The sequence below is a fragment of the Neobacillus sp. NPDC093182 genome (genome assembly GCF_044754045.1).
This window is the reverse complement of record NZ_JBIVOI010000010.1, coordinates 158,303-178,703: the sequence shown is the minus strand read 5'-3', so window position 1 is coordinate 178,703 and position 20,401 is coordinate 158,303. Positions and strand designations below refer to the sequence as shown.

The window sequence follows — 20,401 nt, the reverse complement described above, 5'->3', positions numbered from 1 at the left end:
ATCTGCAAAGGGCATTCATAAAAAATGTCAGTCCAGTCAGTGAAGTGAAGAAGAAGCAGACTATTGAAGGAAATATGAAAATTACTTGAAAACATAGGGATTCATGTTGTAGTTCGTTTTGTAACCATCGTATTAATATAGTTAATCATAGAGGAGGAATTTGTATGTTGGTTTGGAAAGAATTAACGACACTCGAAGAATGGGAGGATGTATTTAATCGTTCTGCTGAGAAACCGGCTGTAGTTCTGAAATATAGTACAACTTGTCCAGTAAGCGCGAGTGCACTAGAAGAATATGAGGAATACCTGGCAGATAAGCCAAATAGTGATGTTGACTACTACATGGTGAAAGTCATTGAATCGCGTCCAGTTTCTAATCAGATTGAGGAAGATCTTGGCATCAAGCATGCCTCGCCACAAATAATATTTTTCAAAAATAAAAAATCCATTTGGAATACTTCGCATTGGTCGGCAACTAAAAAACATATGACAGCTGTATTAGATTAATCTTAAAAATGCGCTTAAAGCCTTTAAAAATAAATCGAGGGGTCCCTACTTCAAGTAATTGATATAAACGAGGCAACGGAAGCTATGCAGGTCATGCTGAATAAATATGTGCCAGGTTATTATGAACGATCGCTAGGGAAGAGTCATTTGGAACGATATGTTTCCCCTTTAGGTAGTAAAACCGCTATCTACAAGTTAAATGCAGGCTCTCTTTCGGCCAAGGAGAAAGAAGTGATATCAGATCGTATGTTCTATAAAGGTAGGACCATTCATACCGACCGGGCGTAAGAGAATTGAGGAATACAATTAAACTTTTGGCTAAATCATTTTTCAAGTAATAATTTAATGTTGAAAAGCAAACGTTAAATTCCTGTACCATAAATTGAATTTCAAATTGAGCATATAAAAATTTTTAGGAGGAATTGAAATGGAAAAAAATCTATTTGACTACTTAGCATTCAACAGAACTCAAACATTAAAAGCTATGGAGGGCGTAACGGAGGAGTTAGCAGATCGAATTCCTGCAAATTTCCGCAACAATATCCGTTGGCAACTAGGACACATCTATACTGTTACGGAAATATTGGCGTTTTTACAATTAAAGCTTCCTATGAATCTGCCGGAAGGGTTTATGGAGCGCTTTACAAAAGGATCGCCACTAGACGATATTGACAAGTCGGTCCCAATGCCAACATTACCGGAGCTTGAGGGCCTTTTAAAGGAGCAGTATGAGCGAGTTCGCGAGGTACTGACTGGCCGCTTGGACGAAAGCACTCCTGTTCTTACAACGTCAGATGGACTTGATTTGCATAGTCCAAAGGAATTACTCACTTATAATTTGTATCATGAAGGAATGCATTTTGGAATCATCAAAGCTTACAAAAAAATGTTATCCCAGTAACAACCGAAAGTGAGAAAAACCTCTCTATGGGAGGTTATCGAAAGTGTTAGATAAATAGGAAAAGGTACAATCCCTTCTAAAATAGAAGTGGATTGTACCTTTTTCTTATGTAAATTAATAATTGTGGTAGATGACTTTGACAACCTGTTTTACTAACTCATATCTCTTTAAACAGAGCATATTATAAACAAAATGAATTGATTTTTAAAAATATATTCTAAAACAGTTCTGATATCGTATTCCGTAAAGTTCGGCTGGCTGGCAAAAATCATTGGCTTGTCGTATACCTTGCAACTCTGGTTGTTGAAAAGACGATTGACGAACATATTTTGAAACCATTGATATCCAGTACTTTATAAATTTAGAAAGGAAAAAGTAGAGCGAAGCTTCGCAGATTCAAAAGAACTGCATGGGCTTCGCTATTGTAGGTTACGGGGATTGAATAATGCGAGTGAGCAAGTGTTACTCACCGCAGCATGCCAAAATATAAAAAAGATTGCCACACACTTAGCCAGGCTGGAAACAGTGTGTGGCAATTCTTAAGGTTATTTCTCCCCTGTTGATTGGAGCGGAAGGTGCGAAGACTCCTGCGGGAGTACGGGGCTGGGGAGACCCCGCAGGCGCCATAGCGCCGAGGAGGCTCCCCGGCACGCCCGCGGAAAGCGAAGCACCTGGAGCGGAAATCAACAGGCCAGTTAGCAGGCACAATCTTTAATAGAAATCGGTTGGTTAGACCAAGAAAAATAAAAAATTGCCGAGAAAAATACCCTTTCTCGACAATCTGAAGATGACTCATTAATTGAGTCATCTATTTTAAACGTTAAATAATACTTTCCTATAAAATAGTGTGCAATTTAGTTTACTCATGCTAAAAATAAGGTAAACTAAAATAAAGTAACACTGTTATTGAAAAGGAGACTACTAACATGACTAACAGAGAAGTCACGACATTAGAAGACATGCTATGTTTTAATATATACGCTGCATCTCGTGAGATTACACGTATTTATAGGCCCATCCTAAGTAAATTTAACATAACCTATCCACAATATTTGGTACTAATTTTACTTTGGGAAAAGAAAATTTCCACGGTTACTGAGCTAGGAGAACGTCTTTATCTAGATTCTGCCACATTAACCCCTTTATTAAAAAGACTTGAAGCGGCGGAATTCGTCTATCGAAAACGTTCTGCTGAAGATGAAAGAAGGGTTGAAATAGGTTTGACAGAAAAAGGAGCAGCATTACAGAACGATTTAAAAGATGTATCAATTTCTATTTTCGAGAAGATTTGTAAGACGGAAGAGAATTATTTTGGTTCACTAGATATATCAAAAGAATTATTGCAAAAAGCGCATGATATCGCACGATAGATATTAGATAATCTAAGAGAACATAGATAGATTCAATGTTTTCTTAGATATTTTTTTGACTAAATCGCCTCAACTAATAATATGAATTATTTACCATTTTAAATAGTGTGCTATTTAATTGAACTCTATATGATAGTGTAGTATATTATTGTCATAGGGAACAGATATTAAAAATATCGTCCCGATTTATTACATTATCTAAACAAATTGGAGGAAATAAAAATGACAACAATTTATGATTATAAAGTAAAGACAAATAGAGGCGTTGAAAAATCAATGAAGGATTACAAAGGGAAAGTAATGTTAATTGTAAATACAGCTAGTAAATGTATTTTTACAGATCAATATAAAGAGCTTCAGAATTTATACCTTGACTACAAAGATAGTGGATTAGAGATTTTAGGTTTCCCATGCAATCAATTTGGTAGTGGCGAGAAAGGAACAAATAAAGATATTGAAAACTTTTGTCAAATCAATTATGGAGTAACATTCCAATTATTCGATAAAGTAGAAGTTAATGGTCCAAATACTGCACCAATTTTTGACTATTTAAAGAAAGAAGCGAAAGGTTTACTTGGATCTGAACAAATTAAATGGAATTTCACAAAATTCCTTGTAGACCGTAATGGTAAAGTATTGAAACGTTATGCACCAAAAGATAAAGTTTCATCAATAGTAAAAGATTTAAATGGGTTAATCTAAAAATTAAAAAAGTCTGAAAAAGGTAGGGTATGAAGGTTGTTATCAACCTTTACCCTACCTTTTTATGTAACTATTCGACTGATACTTTTTATTTCACATTTCACATCAACGTTTGGATGCTTTTTTGTGCTGCATCGATGGCTAATCCCTGTAACGGTGTATCAAGGTGGACATGACTTTTGGCATGGAGCGTGAAATTTATCATGCTTTGTCGTTTAAATCACTCGGTAAATACATTACTTGTATACATTACTTTTTACAGATTCGGGATCCGGTCGTCCCTTGTATGATGAAAATGTAAGAAAGGGAGGTGAATAGCCAGCAAAATCGCAAACGGAAAAATACAATTCGAGAAGAAAAAACCATCTGCTGTGTAATTAGGAATTATACAGTGTATGCTGAAAGAATTCGTTCGAACGTATTTTACCTGAGTGATTTAGTGTTGGGCATTAAGGAGCGTCCACCATTTTCGATAGGGAGTTGACTAGAAATGAATTTGAAAAAAAGTGCATTATTTTTAATACCAATTGCACTAGTAGTTATTGCTGGATTTTCCATCAACAGTTCGAATCAACAAGCCGAGGTAGCGAAGGGTCAAGGTACTATAACAAGTGAAAATTCGAATTCGTCTACAGACACTGCTATTTTTGCTGGCGGTTGTTTCTGGCATATGGAAGAGGCATTCGAAAAGCTCAAAGGGGTTAAGAGTGTATACACCGGATATACGGGAGGGCCCGAGAAAAATCCAACCTATTATGAAGTCGGTTCCGGAGCTACGGGACATCTCGAAGCAGTAGAAGTTCATTATGACCCTAATGTTGTTTCGTATGAAGAATTGCTTCAAACTTTCTGGCGTAACATCGATCCTACAGATGCAAACGGTCAATTTGGTGATCGCGGCACCCCTTATGAATCCGGTATTTTTTACACGAACAATGAACAAAAAGAGGCTGCCGAAGCATCTGAAAAAGAGTTAGAAGATTCCAAGCGGTTTGATAAACCGATTGTAACGAAAATAGATGCGGCATCAACGTTTTACAAAGCCGAGTCAGAACATCAAGATTATTATGAAAAAAGTTCGTTGAGCTACCAAATGAGTGAGCTTTTATCCGGGCGTGATGCATTTTTGGATGATGCTTGGGGGGAAGATCGCGAAGTAAAAATTAGTGACAAAAATGCAACTACTAGTGACGAAAAAGCAGCTTATGACGATTTTAACAAAGAAGAAAAGCTTAAGACGCTGACTAAACTCCAATATAACGTAACTCAGAACGGCATAGATGAGACACCGTTTAAAAACGAATATTGGAATAATAAAGCAGAAGGTATATATGTAGATATTGTTTCGGGCGAGCCTTTGTTCAGCTCCAAGGATAAATTTGATGCAGGTACGGGCTGGCCTAGTTTTACAAAGCCTATCGATGGAGACTTTGTTGTTTTGAAAGAAGAAAGCGGGTTCCTTTCTTCGAGAACCACTGCTAGAAGCCGTAATGCTGATTCCTACTTGGGTGATGTGTTTAGTGACGGACCGAAACCGACAGGACTGCGGTACTGCATTAATTCTGCGGCTTTGAAGTTTATTCCAAAAGATCAACTTGAAGAAAGTGGATATGGTGATTATTTAAAACTGTTTAATAAATAGTAGGCACTATCATTTACTGTTTCATAGTTAAAGCATAATTGTAATCATTTGGATAATATTAGGAGGTCTCGCAAATTGAAAACAAGTGACGATTTTAACAAAGAAGAAAAACTCAAGACGCTGACTAAACTCCAATATAACGTAACTCAGAAGGGCGCAGATGAGTTACCGTTTCATAACGAATATTGGGACAATGAAGAAGAAGGTATTTACGTTGATGTTCTTTCTGGCGAGCCTTTGTTTAGCTCCAAGGATAAATATGATGCAGGCACGGGCTGGCCTAGCTTTACAAAGCCTATCGATGGAAACAATGTTGTATTGAAAGAAGATAGAGGATTCTTTTCTCGGAAAACCGTAGCCAAAAGCCGTAAAGCTGATTCTTACCTAGGTGATGTGTTCGATGATGGGCCAAACCCAAACGAACAGCGGTTTTGCATTAATTCAGCCGCTTTGAAGTTTATTCCGAAAAGTAAACTTGAAGAAAATGGGTATAGCGATTATACGAAGTTGTTTAAAAAATAGTACCTGCAGTATTATTTACTGTTTCATGATTAAAATATATATATATATAAACATTAGGAGGTTTAACAATGAGAAGAGATTTTGTATATCACATATATAATGTTGAATATGATAAATTTCTAGACCTGCTTTCAAAATGTTCTGAGGACAAGCGTATGGTAGTCCCTGAAGGTTTTAACACCAGCCTTTATTGGCATTTAGGGCATGTCCTTCGAGTTACTGAGTTTATTGTGTTTGATCTTGCAGCACAACCAACAACCCTTCCGCAAAAGTACCATGAACTATTCTTCTATGGAACGAAAGCAACAGAATGGAATGCAGAACAGCTTGCTCAGCTGCCTGATTGGGATACCATGATCGCTCAGATTAAAGAACAGCGCGAACATCTTTACAATACGTTTAAAGACAGACTGGATGAATCTGTACCAGAGAACTTCAAAAAAGCTGAAAATTTCGGAGAGTTGATTCTTACGGCTGCTGCTCACTTATCCAACCATAATGGTGTTGTGGCTGCGATGCTGCAAGTAATGAAACAAAAATAATAGGCAATACAAAAACAGCAGTCATTATTCTATATTTGACTGCTGTTTTTGATAAATAAGCAATAGTAGAAAACCACATGAGGAGATTAGTATGAAACGACAATCATGGCTGTTTAGTTCATTATTGTGCATCACAGTAGTAGTGGGGGTAGTGTGGTTTAATCATAAGGTTTTGCATCTGGATCCCGAAGACATAAGGGGTTGGATTTTATCCTTTGGCTGGGCTGCTCCCGTATTGTTTATTCTTATTTATACAATACGTCCTTTGATCCTGTTCCCAGCCTCTATCCTTTCGTTGGCAGGCGGATTGGCTTTTGGACCGGTTTGGGGAACCGTTTATACGATCATTGGCGCCACGCTTGGCGCAGTCCTATCTTTTGGGTTAGCCCGAGTTTTAGGCACAAACCTATTCCGTGTAAGGCTGGAGAAATGGAAAAGGCTTGAAACGGAAGTACGGGAGAAAGGCTTTCTCTATATTCTGGTGCTTCGACTGATTCCCGTATTCCCCTTTGATCTTGTCAGCTACGTGGCAGGAGTTTCGAAAGTGAAGTTTTGGGCATTTCTGTTCGGTACACTTTTGGGAATCGTTCCAGGTACGTTTGCTTATAATTTTCTCGGTTCCAGTTTTTTTCAAGGAAACACGCTATTCGTGATCATTGCAGCGGCTGTGTTTATCCTTGTGACACTGATCCCTTTATTTCTTAAGAAACGAGTGGTTAAAAATTCAAACGGGAGGAACGGTTACTTTGAAAAGCTATGATATCGTTGTCATTGGCGGTGGTTCGGGAGGACTGACCGTAGCTGCTGGAGCTGTCGCCTTTGGAGTGAAGGTTGCATTGATAGAAAAGGAGCCAGAACCTGGAGGTGACTGTCTGCATACTGGATGTGTTCCTTCCAAAGCGCTAATTGCTGCGGCTAAGGAGCTCCATACGGCAAAGAAAGCTGCAAAAGCATTTGGTTTGGAGCTAAAAGGGAATGCAGATTACCATGAAGCTTTTCAAAGAGTTCAGGCAGCCAAAGCTGCCATTCAACATCACGACAGCTCGGAACGGTTTCGCTCCATGGGGGTGGATGTGTTTCACGGACACGGTCAATTCAGGGACGCGCATCATATCGAAATTAATGGGAACGAAGTTATTAATGGTAAACGGATTGTCATTGCTACAGGTTCCAGACCAGCTATCCCCCCTATCGATGGTTTACAAGACGTAGATTTTTTAACCAATGAAAGTGTATTTGATATGAGAGCTTTGCCGAAAAGTCTTGTTGTCATTGGAGCTGGGCCAGTCGGCTTGGAATTGGGTCAAGCTTTCGCTCGCCTGGGTGCCCAAGTAACGGTACTTGATCGAGGTCCGGAAATATTAAGCATTGAAGACGAGGAAATCGTTCCTTATATACGAGCTGCTTTGGAAAAAGAAATGACATTACTGGTAAAAGCGACCGTGAACAGGGTTGAAACCATCCCAGAGGGACGAAAAAGGCTTTATATAGACCGAGACGGTGAAAAGCTTCAATTGGAGGCCGATGCCCTATTGATTGCTGCCGGCCGAATGCCGAATACTGATCGTCTGGAACTTTCGCGTATCGGAATTGAAATGGACCGAGACCATATCGCGACCAAGAAAACATTGCAAACCAACATTCCACATATTTACGCTGTCGGGGATGTAATCAGACCGTTTCCGTTTACACATGCTGCAGGAATGGAGGGGAAAATCGTCGTCGGAAATGCAGTTTTCGGCTTAAAACGAAAAGTAAGCTACGACAACGTTCCATGGGTAACTTATACAGAACCGGAAATCTTTCATTTGGGGATGACTGAACAGGAAGCCCGCGAGTATGTTGGCGATAAGATCAGCATTTTCAGAGTACCCTTAGATCAGGTGGATCGTTTTATTACTGACGGACATAAAGAAGGCATCGTTAAGGTCATTACAGATGGAAAAGGAAAGATCTTTGGCGCACATGCCGTCGGGAACGGGGCGGGGGAATGGATGCAGCAAGCCGTATTTGCAAAACATTACGGCCATAAGCTTCCTGATATTTCGCAAGTGGTTCATCCTTATCCAACGTATTCCGAAGCTTTAAGGAAAACAGCTGATCAATATTGGCAGCATAAGTTTTCTCATGGCGTTACCGGGCGGTTATTAAAAGCATATGTAAAATGGTTTCGATAACACGGGAGGAGGCCGACGTTTTGAAGTACAAACGTTCTGTTGCAGGTATTATCTTATTATGCATCGTTAGCTTGATTTCAGCAGCCTGTTCTGGTAAACATACCGGCGATCAAGGAAAGGCTGCCGGCGAAACGCTTCTTTCAAGCAGCTGGGATCAAGTACTGGCTGAAGCCAAGGGACAAACCGTGAATTGGTATATGTGGGGTGGAAGCGATGTCATTAGTGAATTTGTGGATAAAAAATATGGGACATTACTGAAGGACCGGTACAATATTACCCTGCGCCGTGTGCCAATCAGCGATACTGCAGAAGCGGTGAATAAGGTACTAAATGAGAAGCAAGCTGGAAAAAACGAAGGCGGCAGTGTGGATTTAATTTGGATTAATGGTGAGAACTTTGCTACCTTGAAGCAAGCAAACGCTTTGTTTGGTCCATTCGCAACGAAACTTCCGAATGCTAAATACGTGGACTATGATAATCCTGCTGTCGTGAAGGACTTCGGTCTGGAAACGGAAGGATATGAATCGGTATGGGGCAGTGCACAGTTTCAATTCGTGTATGATTCCAAACGGGTTCAACCCGATGAACTACCTCACAACTATCGAGAATTGAGGTCCTGGATAAAGAAGCATCCTGGACGATTCACCTACGCTGCTCCTCCTGACTTTACGGGTACACGTTTTGTCAAACAATTGTTCTACGAATTGAGCGGAGGGCATGAAAAGTGGTCAAAACCGTTCAACGAGCAAGAATTTAATACAGAAGCTTCGAAAGCTTGGGTTTACTTAAACGAGATAAAACCGTCCTTGTGGAGAGCAGGGGAAACGTACCCTAAAACGGTCGCTGAACTAACGACACTTTTCAATAACAACGAAGTAGACTTTGCTTTCACACAGGATATCGGAGGTATCGCGACGGAAATTGGCAAAGGGAAATTACCCAAGACAGCACGCCCATACGTGTTCGATACAGGAACAATCGGCGATTACCATAATGTCGCGATTCCATACAATGCCGCACATAAAGCAGCTGCCATGGTAGTTGCCAATCTCATTCTTGATCCAAAACTGCAATACGAAAAAGCTGATCCGACGAAAGGCTGGGGGGACGGCATTGGAATCGATCCTTCGAGAGTAGACGGGGAAAACAAAAAGCTTTTCGACGAGCTTAAGTTTAAAACCGGCGAAACAGCCGTACCTGCGGACGAACTGTTAAAGCACAAGCTCCCCGACATACAGGCTGCTTATACATTGGCTTTGGAAGAAGGTTGGAAGAATCATGTTTTATTCCAAAAGTAAATCCATAAGGCTGCTAATTTCAGCCGGTATGCTCTTTCCTGCCGTTTTTATTGTGGGCGGATCGTTTATCGCAGGGCTTATCATTTGTGGCATTCAAAGCCTGGATTACTTCCCTCTAATCGGGAAAAGAACATTATCGCTGCATGTTTATATAGGAATATTTCAATCTGCGGTATTTTATCGTTCACTCATTTTTTCGTTGGGGATATCCTTGGTTGCAACCGTTCTTGCCGCTATGATTGCGGTTATTCTTGCCCTTTGGCTGCGGAAATATGTTAGGCAAGGTGGATGGCTTCATTTCTTGTTGCAATTTAATCTGCCGATCCCGCATGTTGTAGGTGCAATTGCTATATTGATACTCTTTGGACAAAGTGGATTGATTTCTCGCTTAACTTACTGGGCAGGCTTCATTCAGCAGCCTTCCCAGTTTCCGATTTTGGTTACCGATCAGTTTGGCATTGGAATTGTGCTGGAATATGTTTGGAAGGAAGTTCCGTTTATTGCGGTATCCGTACTCAGTATTTTAAAGTCCTGGACGGTCCCTTATGAAAAGCAGCTGCAACTGCTCGGAGCAAACCGATGGCAAAGGTGGAGGTTCGTCACGTTTCCTTTCATGCTGCCTGCCTTGCTGTCTTCATCGATTATCGTGTTTGCCTATACGTTCGGATCCTTCGAAGTTCCCTACATATTAGGTTCAGTGAGTATGCCTACACTGCCAATACTGGCTTATCAAGCCTATCTCAATCCGGATCTTACATATCGGCCGGAGTCTATGGCCATCAATACGATCATTACAATAATAAGCATGATTCTAGTTATTTTATATATAAAGTGGGGGGGAGGCTATGCGGCGAAACGGCATTAAATTAAGAAAAGGCTACATAATAATGCTTACCCTTTTTATATTGTTTATTTTTCTCCCTTTTCTACTTCTTCCGGTTTGGTCATTCACGGAGCATTGGAGATTCCCTAATGTACTTCCGATTCTTTCAATGCGGACTTGGGATTATGTATTTTCAGCGCACTCGCAAGTGAGGGATGCTGCTTTAAACAGTTTGGGGTTGGCTCTAGCTACTGGTTTGTTGTCTCAAGTGGCTGCGTATCCGGCCGCTCGTGCATTGGGGCTTTACGTAAAAAAATGGAATAAAACGATTCGGTTTGTACTTATAGCTCCCCTATTGATTCCCGGCATTTCCATTGCAATAGGCGTTCATGTTTTGTTCCTTCATTTAGGTTTATCTGATCGATGGCTTGGGGTGCTGTTGTCACACCTAATTCAAGCTATTCCTTATTCGATTTATTTGTTATACGCATTTTATACCGGATACGATATCGGATACGAAAAGCAGGTTCGTTTACTTGGAGCGAGCAGACTGCAAACATTCAGGCTGGTTGAGCTGCCACTGCTGCGTTCGGTTTTAACGCTCAGCTTCTTGTTTAGCTTTTTAATATCCTGGAGCCAATATCTCTTTACCGTTTTTATTGGAGGCGGCAATCTAATTACGCTCCCGATGTTACTATTTAGTACGCTAACAAGCGGCGACTATTCGCTTATAGGTGCCTTATGCACGGTGTTTGTCCTGCCTGCGCTCATTATTGTCATTTTCAGCTCTATCGAAGTGAAGAGGGACTTCTACAAAGGGAAGGAGGCGAATGATCCAAATGTCTGATCCATTTATGCAGATTACCGATGTTTCATTCCAATACGAACAAACAAAGTCCTTTTCTCTGGCCAAGCAATCTTTTGCCCTTGAGAAGGGAAAGCTGCTTATGATACTAGGTCCGTCAGGCAGTGGAAAATCAACGTTGCTTCAGATTATTGCCGGTATATTAAGCCCTGACCAGGGAAGTATCTTAATGGAGGGGAAACCGATTCAGCATTTACCTCCAGAAAAAAGGAATCTGTCCATGATCTTTCAGAAACCGTATTTACTTCCTTTTCTAGGGGTCGGAGCGAATGTCGAAATCGGACTTAAACTAAAAGGTTTATCATCCCGGGAACGCAAAATCAAAACCGAACAAATTCTGAATGAAGTTGGTTTGAAGGAATTTTATAACCGGCCGTTATCATCTCTTTCCGGCGGACAAGAACAGCGTGTGGCGTTAGCAAGATCGCTTGTGATCGAGCCGCAGCTTTTGTTGCTGGACGAACCTTTTAGTCAGCTGGATCCTTTGCTTCGCAAACAAATGGGGCGCTGGTTAAGCGACATGAAAAGAACATGGGATATTCCGATGATTATGGTCACACATGATCGGGAAGAAGCCTTGACACTAGGAGACCAGTTCTTAATTCTCCGAGAAGGTATCACACAACAGTCGGGGACACTTGAAAACATCTATTACGAGCCTGCCAACAAATGGGTAGCGAATTTCATGGGAGTCGATAATATTGTGGACGGAATGAAATGTGGAACAAAGGTGACAACGTTTATGGGTGATTTAGAGATCCATCCAAATTGTGCAACCGTCCGAGATGGTCCGGTTCATATTGCTCTACGATCAGAATGGCTCCAACTGGACATAACATCACCGATAAAAGCCACGATAGAGGGTTGCGATTTTCGTGGAGAATATACAGAAGTGAAGGCCCATGTAGGTGGAGAAATGATCGTCATTAAGCAACTTGGCTTTTCAGCTTATGAACGAGGAATGGAAACAGGAATTCGCCTGACAACCCCAAATGTTTGGTGTCTTCAAAAGGAGATGGTGTAACAAGTGCTAGATTCTTATGCGCGCCACACCGTTCAACCAGTAATTGATAAAGGCGCAAAAATAGTCCAATCTTTCGGTTTATCTGCCAATACGATCTCTTGGATTGCTATGTTGTTAGGCTTTGGAAGCGGGATTTTATTTATTATGGGGTTTCCCATAGCCGCCGTTTTCACTCTTTGGGTATCGGGTTATCTTGATGCTGTAGACGGTACGCTTGCCAGAATGACAAGGCCCTCTAAATGGGGGAATATTTTAGATATCACGTTTGATCGGGTCGTTGAAGGGACAATGATTATTGCACTTTTATTCGTCCATCCTGACGCTTATGTGCCGATTGTTCTAGATTTGGCCGCTATTCTTATCACGGTTACAGTTTTTCTCGTAACGGGCAATGTGATTCCCAATATAGGAGCAAAGGGGTTCCATTATAACCCTGGGATCTTGGAACGTACGGAAGCGTTTCTGTTTTTTTCATTGATGATGCTATTTCCAAGTGTGCTCTATGAGTTGGCATGGCTATTTTTTGTGCTCCTCCTTATCACCATAATTAAGCATCTAAGAGATGTGTATGTGTGGCTTCGAAATAACGATGTGGATAAAATATGAGAACGTTCGGTAAAACATAATACTTTACCGAACGTTCTCAATATGCTATAACTATATTCGGGAGGGGAGGCGAAGAGATAAATGCCGAGAGCCAAGGAATTTGATGAGGATGAAGTACTATTGAAGGCGATGCGGCTATTCTGGGAACAAGGCTATGAGAAAACATCTATAAATGATCTAGTCGAGTGTATGGGCATCTATCGCAGAAGTTTGTACGATACGTTCGGTGACAAGCATCAATTATTTTTAAAAGTTATCGAACGTTACAATACTTTTTTGGAAGGGTATTTTCAAACAAATATCGCCCGCGCCAATAGCGTGAAACAAGCTATAAGTTTTCTGTTTGACTACATGATTGAAGGATATGACAACAAGCCTCCGGGCTGCCTGCATGTCAATATGGCAGTGGAGCTTGCTCCATGGGATCCTAAAGTGAACGTCAAGGCAGGCGAAAGCTTCGAGTGGATGGAGCAGCTTATTGCCGGACTGATCAGGAAAGGACTGGAAAGCGGAGAATTCTCCTCTACTCGTGACGCAGCTGATCTCGCGGAGAATATGCACACCACCATGCTCGGGTTGCGCGTGCTCGCCCGGACCTCGACTGACAGAAAGAAGCTTCACCGTATAGCCGATTCCGCTATTGCGATGCTTGAACCAGGGCAGTCAAATTTTTCACACTTATAAGAACGGTGTTCTCAATACGATGGTTAATATAAATTTATAAAAGGGAGAAATGAATAAAATGAGTAAAGTATGGTTTATTACAGGAACTTCCACAGGATTTGGACGTCATTTTGTGCAGCAGCTGCTTCAAGCGGGAGACAAAGTTGTCGCTACGGCGCGTAAACTCGAAGCCATTCAAGACTTTAAAGAACTGGCACCGGATCGCGTTCATCTCGCTGTTTTGGACGTTACCAAAAAGGAGCAAATTGAGTCAGCTGTTCAAGAAGCCGTTGACGTTTTTGGGAAAATTGATTTTGTGGTGAATAATGCCGGATACGGACTTTTCGGTATGCTGGAAGAGTATACGGATGAACAAATCCGTAGGCAGTTCGATGTCAACGTGTTCGGTGTACTAGATGTCATTCGAGCGACACTTCCTGTTTTGAAGCGTCAAGGGTCGGGACATTACGTTAATTTATCATCCTTCTTTGGAACTTGGTCCATACCTCCGTTCAGCCTGTACGCTTCATCTAAATTTGCGGTTGAAGGTTTTTCCGAAGCATTCGCGCAAGAGTTCGCAAGCTTCGGCATTAAGACAACAATTGTGGAGCCTTCCGTGTACGCAACAGAATTTTTAAACGAATCGATGATTCAGACCAATAGAAAACAAGAATATGCTGGGCTATATGAAGAGTACGAAAAAGGATTATCAAACATCAATATCGGTGACCCGGCGAAAGCTGTGGAATTGATCATATCTGTTCTAAAAGGCGATCAACCGCCTCTTCGTTTGGCTGTTGGTTCTCAAGCTGCATATACGATTCGCGAAGCTTATACGAAAAGGCTGGAAGAGGTCAACACTTGGTTTGAGCGTTCTGCTCAAGGAGACTAATTAAGAGGGACGTAAATCCTTTGATATGGATGAAGAGAGGAATCATATAAGCCGAAGTTTGACTGCTCCAGTCGAGCTTTCGGCTTGTTCAAGGTTTATCGAATAAACGTAAGAACAAAAAATTAAGGATGAAATGGATTATGATAAAAGACACGGATTTATTGAATAAAAACCCCCATTGGTGGAGGTGGTTTTTTGGTCTGAAACTCGTTTTTGATATAGTTTTAACTGGTATTTTTTATTTTGAACATTCGATCACAATCTTCTGGAAGCTAAGTTTTGTGATCTTTTCCCTGATCGCTTTTCTTATAGTTTATTTTTTTTACTCCAGCATAAAAAAACAGTGGTTACTTCATCTTCTTATCATAGATTTTTTGGTATCTGCTTCTTATGGCTATGTTTTTTTAGGGGGGACTTTCCCGCATCACCTTTTTATTGGAATAACGGCTTTAGCTATTTTAATGTTTTCAAAAACCACCCAAGTGCTCATTATTTCTTGTATATTGTTAATTTTGCTCTTTATCGTTACCATGGGCAGCGTGGATTGGTACTTTTATAAGCGGTTTGATGAAACGAGCTACGTTATTTCATGCTCGTTTATTGTGTTTGCAGGTATTGTCACCTTGTTAATTAATTTTTACCAAAAGGCGCGTTTGGAGGCCGTACAGTTGTATGAACAATTGATGCTATCTCATGAGCGGCTTCAGGAATACGCACTCCAGAAAGAAGAGTGGGCGGCTGTTAGGGAACGAGTGAGAATTGCGCGTGATATTCACGATACAGTTGGTCATAAACTAACGGCATTGCTCGTACAAATGCAGGTGGCCCGCAAGCTAAACAGGGTAGATTCAATACGCAGCGAGCAAGCCTATTTGGAATGTGAGGAACTAATTAGGTCGGCCTTACAGGAGGTTCGCCTTTCCGTAAGAGCGATAAGAGACGAACCGATTACATCTACTTCCATAAATGAAAGCTTGAAAATATTATCAGAAGAATTTACTAAGTTTGCACATGTTCATACGTCTTTTGAAGTGCATGGAACGCCTGTTTCACTTCCAAACAATCTTCAATTAACAGCTTTCCGAATTGTACAGGAATCTCTTACGAATGCCCAGAAACATGGACAAGCGAAAAAGGCTGTCATTGTGTTGGACTATGGCGAAACAGGGTTTTCTTTAAGCATTACTAATGATGGTGAATTGCCTGGCAAAATAAAGCCGGGATTCGGTTTAATTAATATACAAGAAAGGGCTAGTGAGTGGAATGGAGTGGTACATTTTAGGATGGATAGGAAAACCGGATTTACTGTTGAATTGAAATTTCCTTATTCTTTAACGGAAATGGAGCGAAAACAAATTGAGAATCTTGATAGTTGACGATCAAAGGCTTATGAGAGAGGGACTTGCAACCATTATCGGATTGGAACAAGGTATCGAAGTGGTTGGAACGGCTGTGGATGGAAGAGATGCCTATGCCAAAATAATTGAATTGCAACCTGATGTAGTACTGATGGATCTTGAAATGCCTGGAATGGATGGTGTCGAAGGATCGGAGTTGATACTTAAGAACTTTCCGGAGATGAAGATATTGATTCTGACCACTTTCGATGACGCGGAACGGATCATACAAGTTTTGGAGAAAGGCGTTCATGGCTATTTATTGAAGGATATGCCATCGGAAGCAATTATTAGTGCTATTCAATCGGTATACAATGGCGGAACAGTGCTTCAACACGACATAACCGCGATGCTGTTAAAAGAGTTTAAAAAAATGTCAGAGAAAAGTCCGTTTAGGGCACATCCATTAAATAAAGACGAGCCCGATGAGCTGAGGTATTTGACTCAACGAGAAAAAGAGGTACTTGCTTTATTGGGTCAAGGATTAAATAATAAAGAAATAGCAGGCAAGCTTTATCTTACGGAAGGTACGGTGAAAAATCACGTCTCAAATCTCATTGCAAAGCTGGGAGTGCGTGATAGGACACAAGCGGCTGTGTTTTCAGTTCGCCATTTTCTATAAATAAGAGGTATCCTCTTCCCTATACTGAAGTCTCGTCGAGCTCCTTGTCCGTTTATGGACAGGGCTTCTTTATTGAAGCGGGATCGATAGTTTTACCGGAAGGACACTTCTAGTTCCGGATATTTATCACCACAAGATTTAATTGCTACGGAATTTGACGGTCAAAATTGGAAGAAAGCTGTAAATTTTGGCACTTAAAACAAAAACCGGGCATCCCTTCGCCAGACGTCTCGAAATATTGATCATCGTGATGGTCATCTGCCACCTATGGACGCGAGCGGACGGGTTGCGTTAGTCCCGTTTGTTATCTGCTGTTGGTGAAGTAACCTTTTTTGAGAAAATGGAATAAGAATTGCACTTCGGATGGAACCTAATGGAAGGGTATCCATAAAAAACCGAATGGAGTGTTACTACTGATGAGCAGCAGATATGGGTTTCGTTTGGCAATGATTTTGACCCTTCTCCTAGGATTGACGATCTTCGGTACTAATGCCAATGCTAAAAGCGAGAATCCACAAGCAAATCCCCAAACAACCAAAACTAATCAAAAGAATCCTATAGACAGTAACGCCATTCGTCCGTTTCATGTGAATGTTCCCGAGGCGGAACTTACCGAATTGCGTAGACGTATAAACGCTACTAGATGGCCAGATCAGGAAACAGTTGCGGATACATCTCAAGGCGTACAGCTCGCAACAATGAAGAAACTCGCACGCCATTGGGCGACCGATTACGATTGGCGCGAAGCTGAGGCAAAGCTCAACGCGCTACCGCAATTTATCACCAAGATTGATGGGCTGGACATTCATTTCATCCACGTCCGTTCGCGCCATAAGAACGCGCTTCCGTTGATCATCACGCATGGTTGGCCAGGATCGGTGCTAGAGCAGATCAAGCTCATCAGACCGCTGACCGATCCAACCGCTTACGGCGGGAACGCCGAAGACGCGTTCGACGTTGTCATCCCATCAATGCCCGGCTACGGTTTCTCTGGTAAGCCGACGAGCACCGGATGGGGCCCCGAGCGCATTGGCCGAGCCTGGACAGAGCTGATGAAGCGCCTAGGCTACATCCGCTATGTTGCCCAAGGCGGCGACTGGGGTGCAATTGTCGTCGACCAGATGGGTTTGCAGGCACCTCCGGGATTGCTCGCCATCCACACCAACATGCCTGCCACCGTTCCAGCTGATGTTGACAAGACTCTTCTGGCCGGTGGTCCAGCGCCATCAGGTCTCTCAGCTGACGAAAAGCGCGCTTATGAGCAACTAGTTAGAACTTTCAAGCAAGTTGAATACGCTAGGTTTATGGGATCTCGCCCGCAAACCTTATACGGCATTGCGGATTCACCCGTCGGCCTTGCCGCCTGGCTTCTCGACCACAATGATGCCGATGGCCAGCCGGCGGCGACGATCGCCTCGGCCCTGAACCGGACGACGAGCGCCATTGGCGAACTTACGCGTGACGAGATTCTCGACAACATCACTCTTTATTGGCTGACGAACACGGGGGTCTCTGCGGCTCGGCTCTATTGGGAATATAAGGGTGGCTATTTCAACGCCAAGGGCGTCACCATTCCGGTGGCCGTGAGCGTTTTTCCCGGCGAGCAATATCAAGCCCCGAGGAGCTGGACAGAGAAGGCCTACCCCAACCTCATCTATTACAACAAGCTCGACAAAGGCGGCCACTTCGCGGCGTGGGAGGAACCAAAGCTTTTCACTGAAGAACTCCGCGCCGCATTCAAGTCGCTACGCTAATCGGAGTCAGGTGGAATACGCCCATACGTGGCGTCCCACGGCACACACCAACATCGATTTGAATGTTTACAGTTAGAGAAAGAAATACAAAAAGTATTAGGAAAACTTAGTTTTATGACACTTAAGAATAAAGAATTTACAGAACTTATCTGAAATTTAAAGAACTTACAAAACAATTAAAAGGACTTTAACTACATTGAGATTTTCCATAATAGAATCTTGTAGAGGTTTAATTTGTACTACCGTTAGGGTTGAACTTTATTTTTTCAACGCTTACGGTTTTTATTTTTTTTGATAATGATGTAATCGATTTTGTATCAATTCCTAGAAGATTTGTTTTGTCTATACTTGTAAATTTTAATATTAGTAACAGCATTATGTCCCCCAGTATTACTACATCGACTCTGTCAGGGACTATCCCAGCTTAAGGATATTATTGAAAAAATAAGAAAAGATATATACGTATTAGTGTTTTCTTTAGGGGGATGTTCAATGAGAGGGCTTAGAAAGCGGATGCGCATTAAACCTCTAAACATACAAGTGGATCATCATTCTGAATATGAGGAGAACAGCATGTTAACCTCTGATTTAGAACAAAATGAATTGATTTTTAAAAAAATATTCCAAAACAGTTCCGATATCGTATTCCGTAAAGTTCAGCTGGCTGGCGAAAATCATTGGCTTGTCATATACCTTGCAACTATAGTTGATGAAAAGATGATTGACGAACATATTTTGAAACCATTGATTTCTAAACGTATAAAACAAGAGGATTTGATAAATGATACAGCAGAAACTCTGGATGATCTGTTTATCTCCGTAGGGAAGACACTCATTTCTTCCAAAGTAACTGACATCGTTAGTCATGTGTTGAATGGTCATGCTGTCGTTTTTACTATCGGGGACAGCAATGCGATGATGGTCAAGGTTAACAATAGTAAAGACCATCGAACGCCTGGAGAGCCTACTTCCGAACCGGTCATTCGCGGGCCGATGGAAGGATTTATTGAGAACATTTCAACAAATATGGGTCTCATACGAAGAAGACTTAAAACATCCAGACTAAAAATGGAATCCTTTAAGCTTGGAGAGCTTTCTCAAACTGAAGTAGTCCTTACTTATATCGATGGTATTGTTTCCGATTCTGTAGTTGAGGAAGTTCGAAAAAGGGTCACTCGGATTCAAATTGACGGGATCCTCGATTCAGGCTACATTGAAGAATTTATTGAGGATGCACCTTTCTCCCCATTTCCACTAGTACAAAGTTCCGAACGACCTGATGTTGTAGCTGCAGAGCTGTTGGATGGGAAAGTAGCCATTCTTGTCGATACCACCCCATTTGTATTAATTGTTCCCATGACATTCTGGAGCGGACTGCAGGCAAGCGAGGATTACTATATTCACTGGACCATCGGAACTTTTGTACGGTGGATTCGCTTCCTTTTCATATTCATCGCCATATTTGCGCCTCCTCTATATGTTGCGGTGACGACCTTCCATCAGGAAATGATTCCGACTAATCTTGTACTGAGTATTGCCTCGTCGAGGGAGGCGGTTCCTTTCCCGGCCCTGATCGAAGCCTTATTAATGGAAATTATATTTGAAGCCTTGCGGGAAGCAGGGATTCGTTTACCCAAACAGATAGGGCAAGCGATAAGCATTGTAGGGGCATTGGTGATAGGACAAGCGGCTGTACAAGCGGGAATTATCTCCGCACCGGTCGTCATTATTGTATCGATCACTGGGATTGCAGCGTTTACGATTCCACGATATAGTTTTGCAAACGGAATCCGTTTACTGCGCTTTCCGATACTATTCTTGGCGGGTACGTTCGGACTTTATGGCATTGTACTAGGGTTTCTGGGCATCTTGTTACATGTGACATCCCTTCGTTCGTTCGGAGTGCCTTATTTTACTCCATTAGCCCCGATAACCATTACGAATTTGAAGGATGTAATTATCCGGGCACCTATATGGGCTAAAACCCGTCGTCCACAGGCAACAGGATTTAATAACCCGGTCCGTGAACCGGCGGGTCAAAAGCCAAGTCCAAGCCAAGGGAAGCAGTCATCCGAGAACAATTAGGGCTTGTCTG

The 20,401-nt window shown here is 41.8% G+C and carries 21 protein-coding genes and 1 pseudogene; all 22 read left to right on the top strand.

Going from position 1 to position 20,401, the window contains the following annotated elements:
* Positions 1-164 precede the first annotated feature (164 nt).
* Entirely contained in the window at positions 165-506 is a 342-nt protein-coding gene (gene ytxJ / locus ACIQAA_RS18970) for a bacillithiol system redox-active protein YtxJ (protein WP_402622319.1), read from the top strand.
* An 84-nt stretch (positions 507-590) separates the two neighbouring features.
* On the top strand, positions 591-794 hold the full coding sequence (locus tag ACIQAA_RS18965; protein WP_402622317.1) for a hypothetical protein: 204 nt from the start codon (positions 591-593) through the stop codon (positions 792-794).
* Positions 795-933: 139 nt separating this feature from the next.
* The gene (locus ACIQAA_RS18960) at positions 934-1,407 is read left to right on the top strand and encodes a DinB family protein (protein ID WP_402622315.1); all 474 of its coding nucleotides are present in this window, start codon (positions 934-936) and stop codon (positions 1,405-1,407) included.
* A 351-nt stretch (positions 1,408-1,758) separates the two neighbouring features.
* A pseudogene (locus tag ACIQAA_RS18955) lies at positions 1,759-1,950 on the top strand (transposase); the annotation flags it as partial.
* A 383-nt stretch (positions 1,951-2,333) separates the two neighbouring features.
* The gene (locus ACIQAA_RS18950) at positions 2,334-2,777 is read left to right on the top strand and encodes a MarR family winged helix-turn-helix transcriptional regulator (protein ID WP_402622314.1); all 444 of its coding nucleotides are present in this window, start codon (positions 2,334-2,336) and stop codon (positions 2,775-2,777) included.
* A gap of 222 nt (positions 2,778-2,999) precedes the next feature.
* Positions 3,000-3,479: a glutathione peroxidase gene (locus tag ACIQAA_RS18945; RefSeq protein WP_402622312.1), complete on the top strand. Its 480-nt coding sequence runs from the start codon at positions 3,000-3,002 to the stop codon at positions 3,477-3,479.
* A 490-nt stretch (positions 3,480-3,969) separates the two neighbouring features.
* Positions 3,970-5,121: a peptide-methionine (S)-S-oxide reductase MsrA gene (gene msrA / locus ACIQAA_RS18940; RefSeq protein ID WP_402622311.1), complete on the top strand. Its 1,152-nt coding sequence runs from the start codon at positions 3,970-3,972 to the stop codon at positions 5,119-5,121.
* A gap of 75 nt (positions 5,122-5,196) precedes the next feature.
* Positions 5,197-5,643: a peptide-methionine (R)-S-oxide reductase MsrB gene (msrB, locus tag ACIQAA_RS18935; RefSeq protein ID WP_402622309.1), complete on the top strand. Its 447-nt coding sequence runs from the start codon at positions 5,197-5,199 to the stop codon at positions 5,641-5,643.
* A 68-nt stretch (positions 5,644-5,711) separates the two neighbouring features.
* On the top strand, positions 5,712-6,185 hold the full coding sequence (locus ACIQAA_RS18930) for a DinB family protein (protein ID WP_402622307.1): 474 nt from the start codon (positions 5,712-5,714) through the stop codon (positions 6,183-6,185).
* Between the two features lie 91 nt (positions 6,186-6,276).
* The gene (locus ACIQAA_RS18925; protein WP_402622306.1) at positions 6,277-6,945 is read left to right on the top strand and encodes a TVP38/TMEM64 family protein; all 669 of its coding nucleotides are present in this window, start codon (positions 6,277-6,279) and stop codon (positions 6,943-6,945) included.
* Positions 6,932-8,362, top strand: a complete 1,431-nt coding sequence (locus tag ACIQAA_RS18920; protein ID WP_402622304.1) for a dihydrolipoyl dehydrogenase family protein — start codon at positions 6,932-6,934, stop codon at positions 8,360-8,362. The genes ACIQAA_RS18925 and ACIQAA_RS18920 overlap by 14 nt, the downstream gene beginning before the upstream one ends.
* Positions 8,363-8,382: 20 nt before the next feature.
* On the top strand, positions 8,383-9,660 hold the full coding sequence (locus tag ACIQAA_RS18915; RefSeq protein ID WP_402622302.1) for an ABC transporter substrate-binding protein: 1,278 nt from the start codon (positions 8,383-8,385) through the stop codon (positions 9,658-9,660).
* A complete protein-coding gene (locus tag ACIQAA_RS18910) occupies positions 9,641-10,525 on the top strand; it encodes an ABC transporter permease (RefSeq protein WP_402622300.1) in 885 nt (294 codons plus the stop codon). Before ACIQAA_RS18915 ends, ACIQAA_RS18910 begins: the two co-directional genes overlap by 20 nt.
* Positions 10,506-11,330, top strand: a complete 825-nt coding sequence (locus tag ACIQAA_RS18905; RefSeq protein WP_402622299.1) for an ABC transporter permease — start codon at positions 10,506-10,508, stop codon at positions 11,328-11,330. Before ACIQAA_RS18910 ends, ACIQAA_RS18905 begins: the two co-directional genes overlap by 20 nt.
* Positions 11,323-12,372 (top strand): ABC transporter ATP-binding protein, encoded by a 1,050-nt coding sequence (locus ACIQAA_RS18900; RefSeq protein WP_402622297.1) that lies wholly within the window; start codon positions 11,323-11,325, stop codon positions 12,370-12,372. Before ACIQAA_RS18905 ends, ACIQAA_RS18900 begins: the two co-directional genes overlap by 8 nt.
* Positions 12,373-12,375: 3 nt before the next feature.
* Positions 12,376-12,978 (top strand): CDP-alcohol phosphatidyltransferase family protein, encoded by a 603-nt coding sequence (locus tag ACIQAA_RS18895; protein ID WP_402622296.1) that lies wholly within the window; start codon positions 12,376-12,378, stop codon positions 12,976-12,978.
* Positions 12,979-13,059: 81 nt separating this feature from the next.
* Complete coding sequence (locus tag ACIQAA_RS18890) at positions 13,060-13,662, top strand: TetR/AcrR family transcriptional regulator (RefSeq protein WP_402622294.1); 603 nt, start codon at positions 13,060-13,062, stop codon at positions 13,660-13,662.
* A gap of 58 nt (positions 13,663-13,720) precedes the next feature.
* Positions 13,721-14,533 (top strand): SDR family NAD(P)-dependent oxidoreductase, encoded by an 813-nt coding sequence (locus ACIQAA_RS18885; protein ID WP_402622292.1) that lies wholly within the window; start codon positions 13,721-13,723, stop codon positions 14,531-14,533.
* Between the two features lie 668 nt (positions 14,534-15,201).
* On the top strand, positions 15,202-15,909 hold the full coding sequence (locus ACIQAA_RS18880) for a sensor histidine kinase (protein WP_402622290.1): 708 nt from the start codon (positions 15,202-15,204) through the stop codon (positions 15,907-15,909).
* Positions 15,910-15,922: 13 nt separating this feature from the next.
* Positions 15,923-16,552 carry a response regulator gene (locus ACIQAA_RS18875; RefSeq protein WP_402622456.1) on the top strand — a complete coding sequence of 210 codons (630 nt, stop codon included), beginning with the start codon at positions 15,923-15,925 and terminating at the stop codon, positions 16,550-16,552.
* Between the two features lie 416 nt (positions 16,553-16,968).
* Positions 16,969-18,306 (top strand): epoxide hydrolase family protein, encoded by a 1,338-nt coding sequence (locus tag ACIQAA_RS18870; protein WP_402622289.1) that lies wholly within the window; start codon positions 16,969-16,971, stop codon positions 18,304-18,306.
* Between the two features lie 492 nt (positions 18,307-18,798).
* A complete protein-coding gene (locus ACIQAA_RS18865) occupies positions 18,799-20,391 on the top strand; it encodes a spore germination protein (protein ID WP_402622287.1) in 1,593 nt (530 codons plus the stop codon).
* Positions 20,392-20,401: the final 10 nt, after the last annotated feature.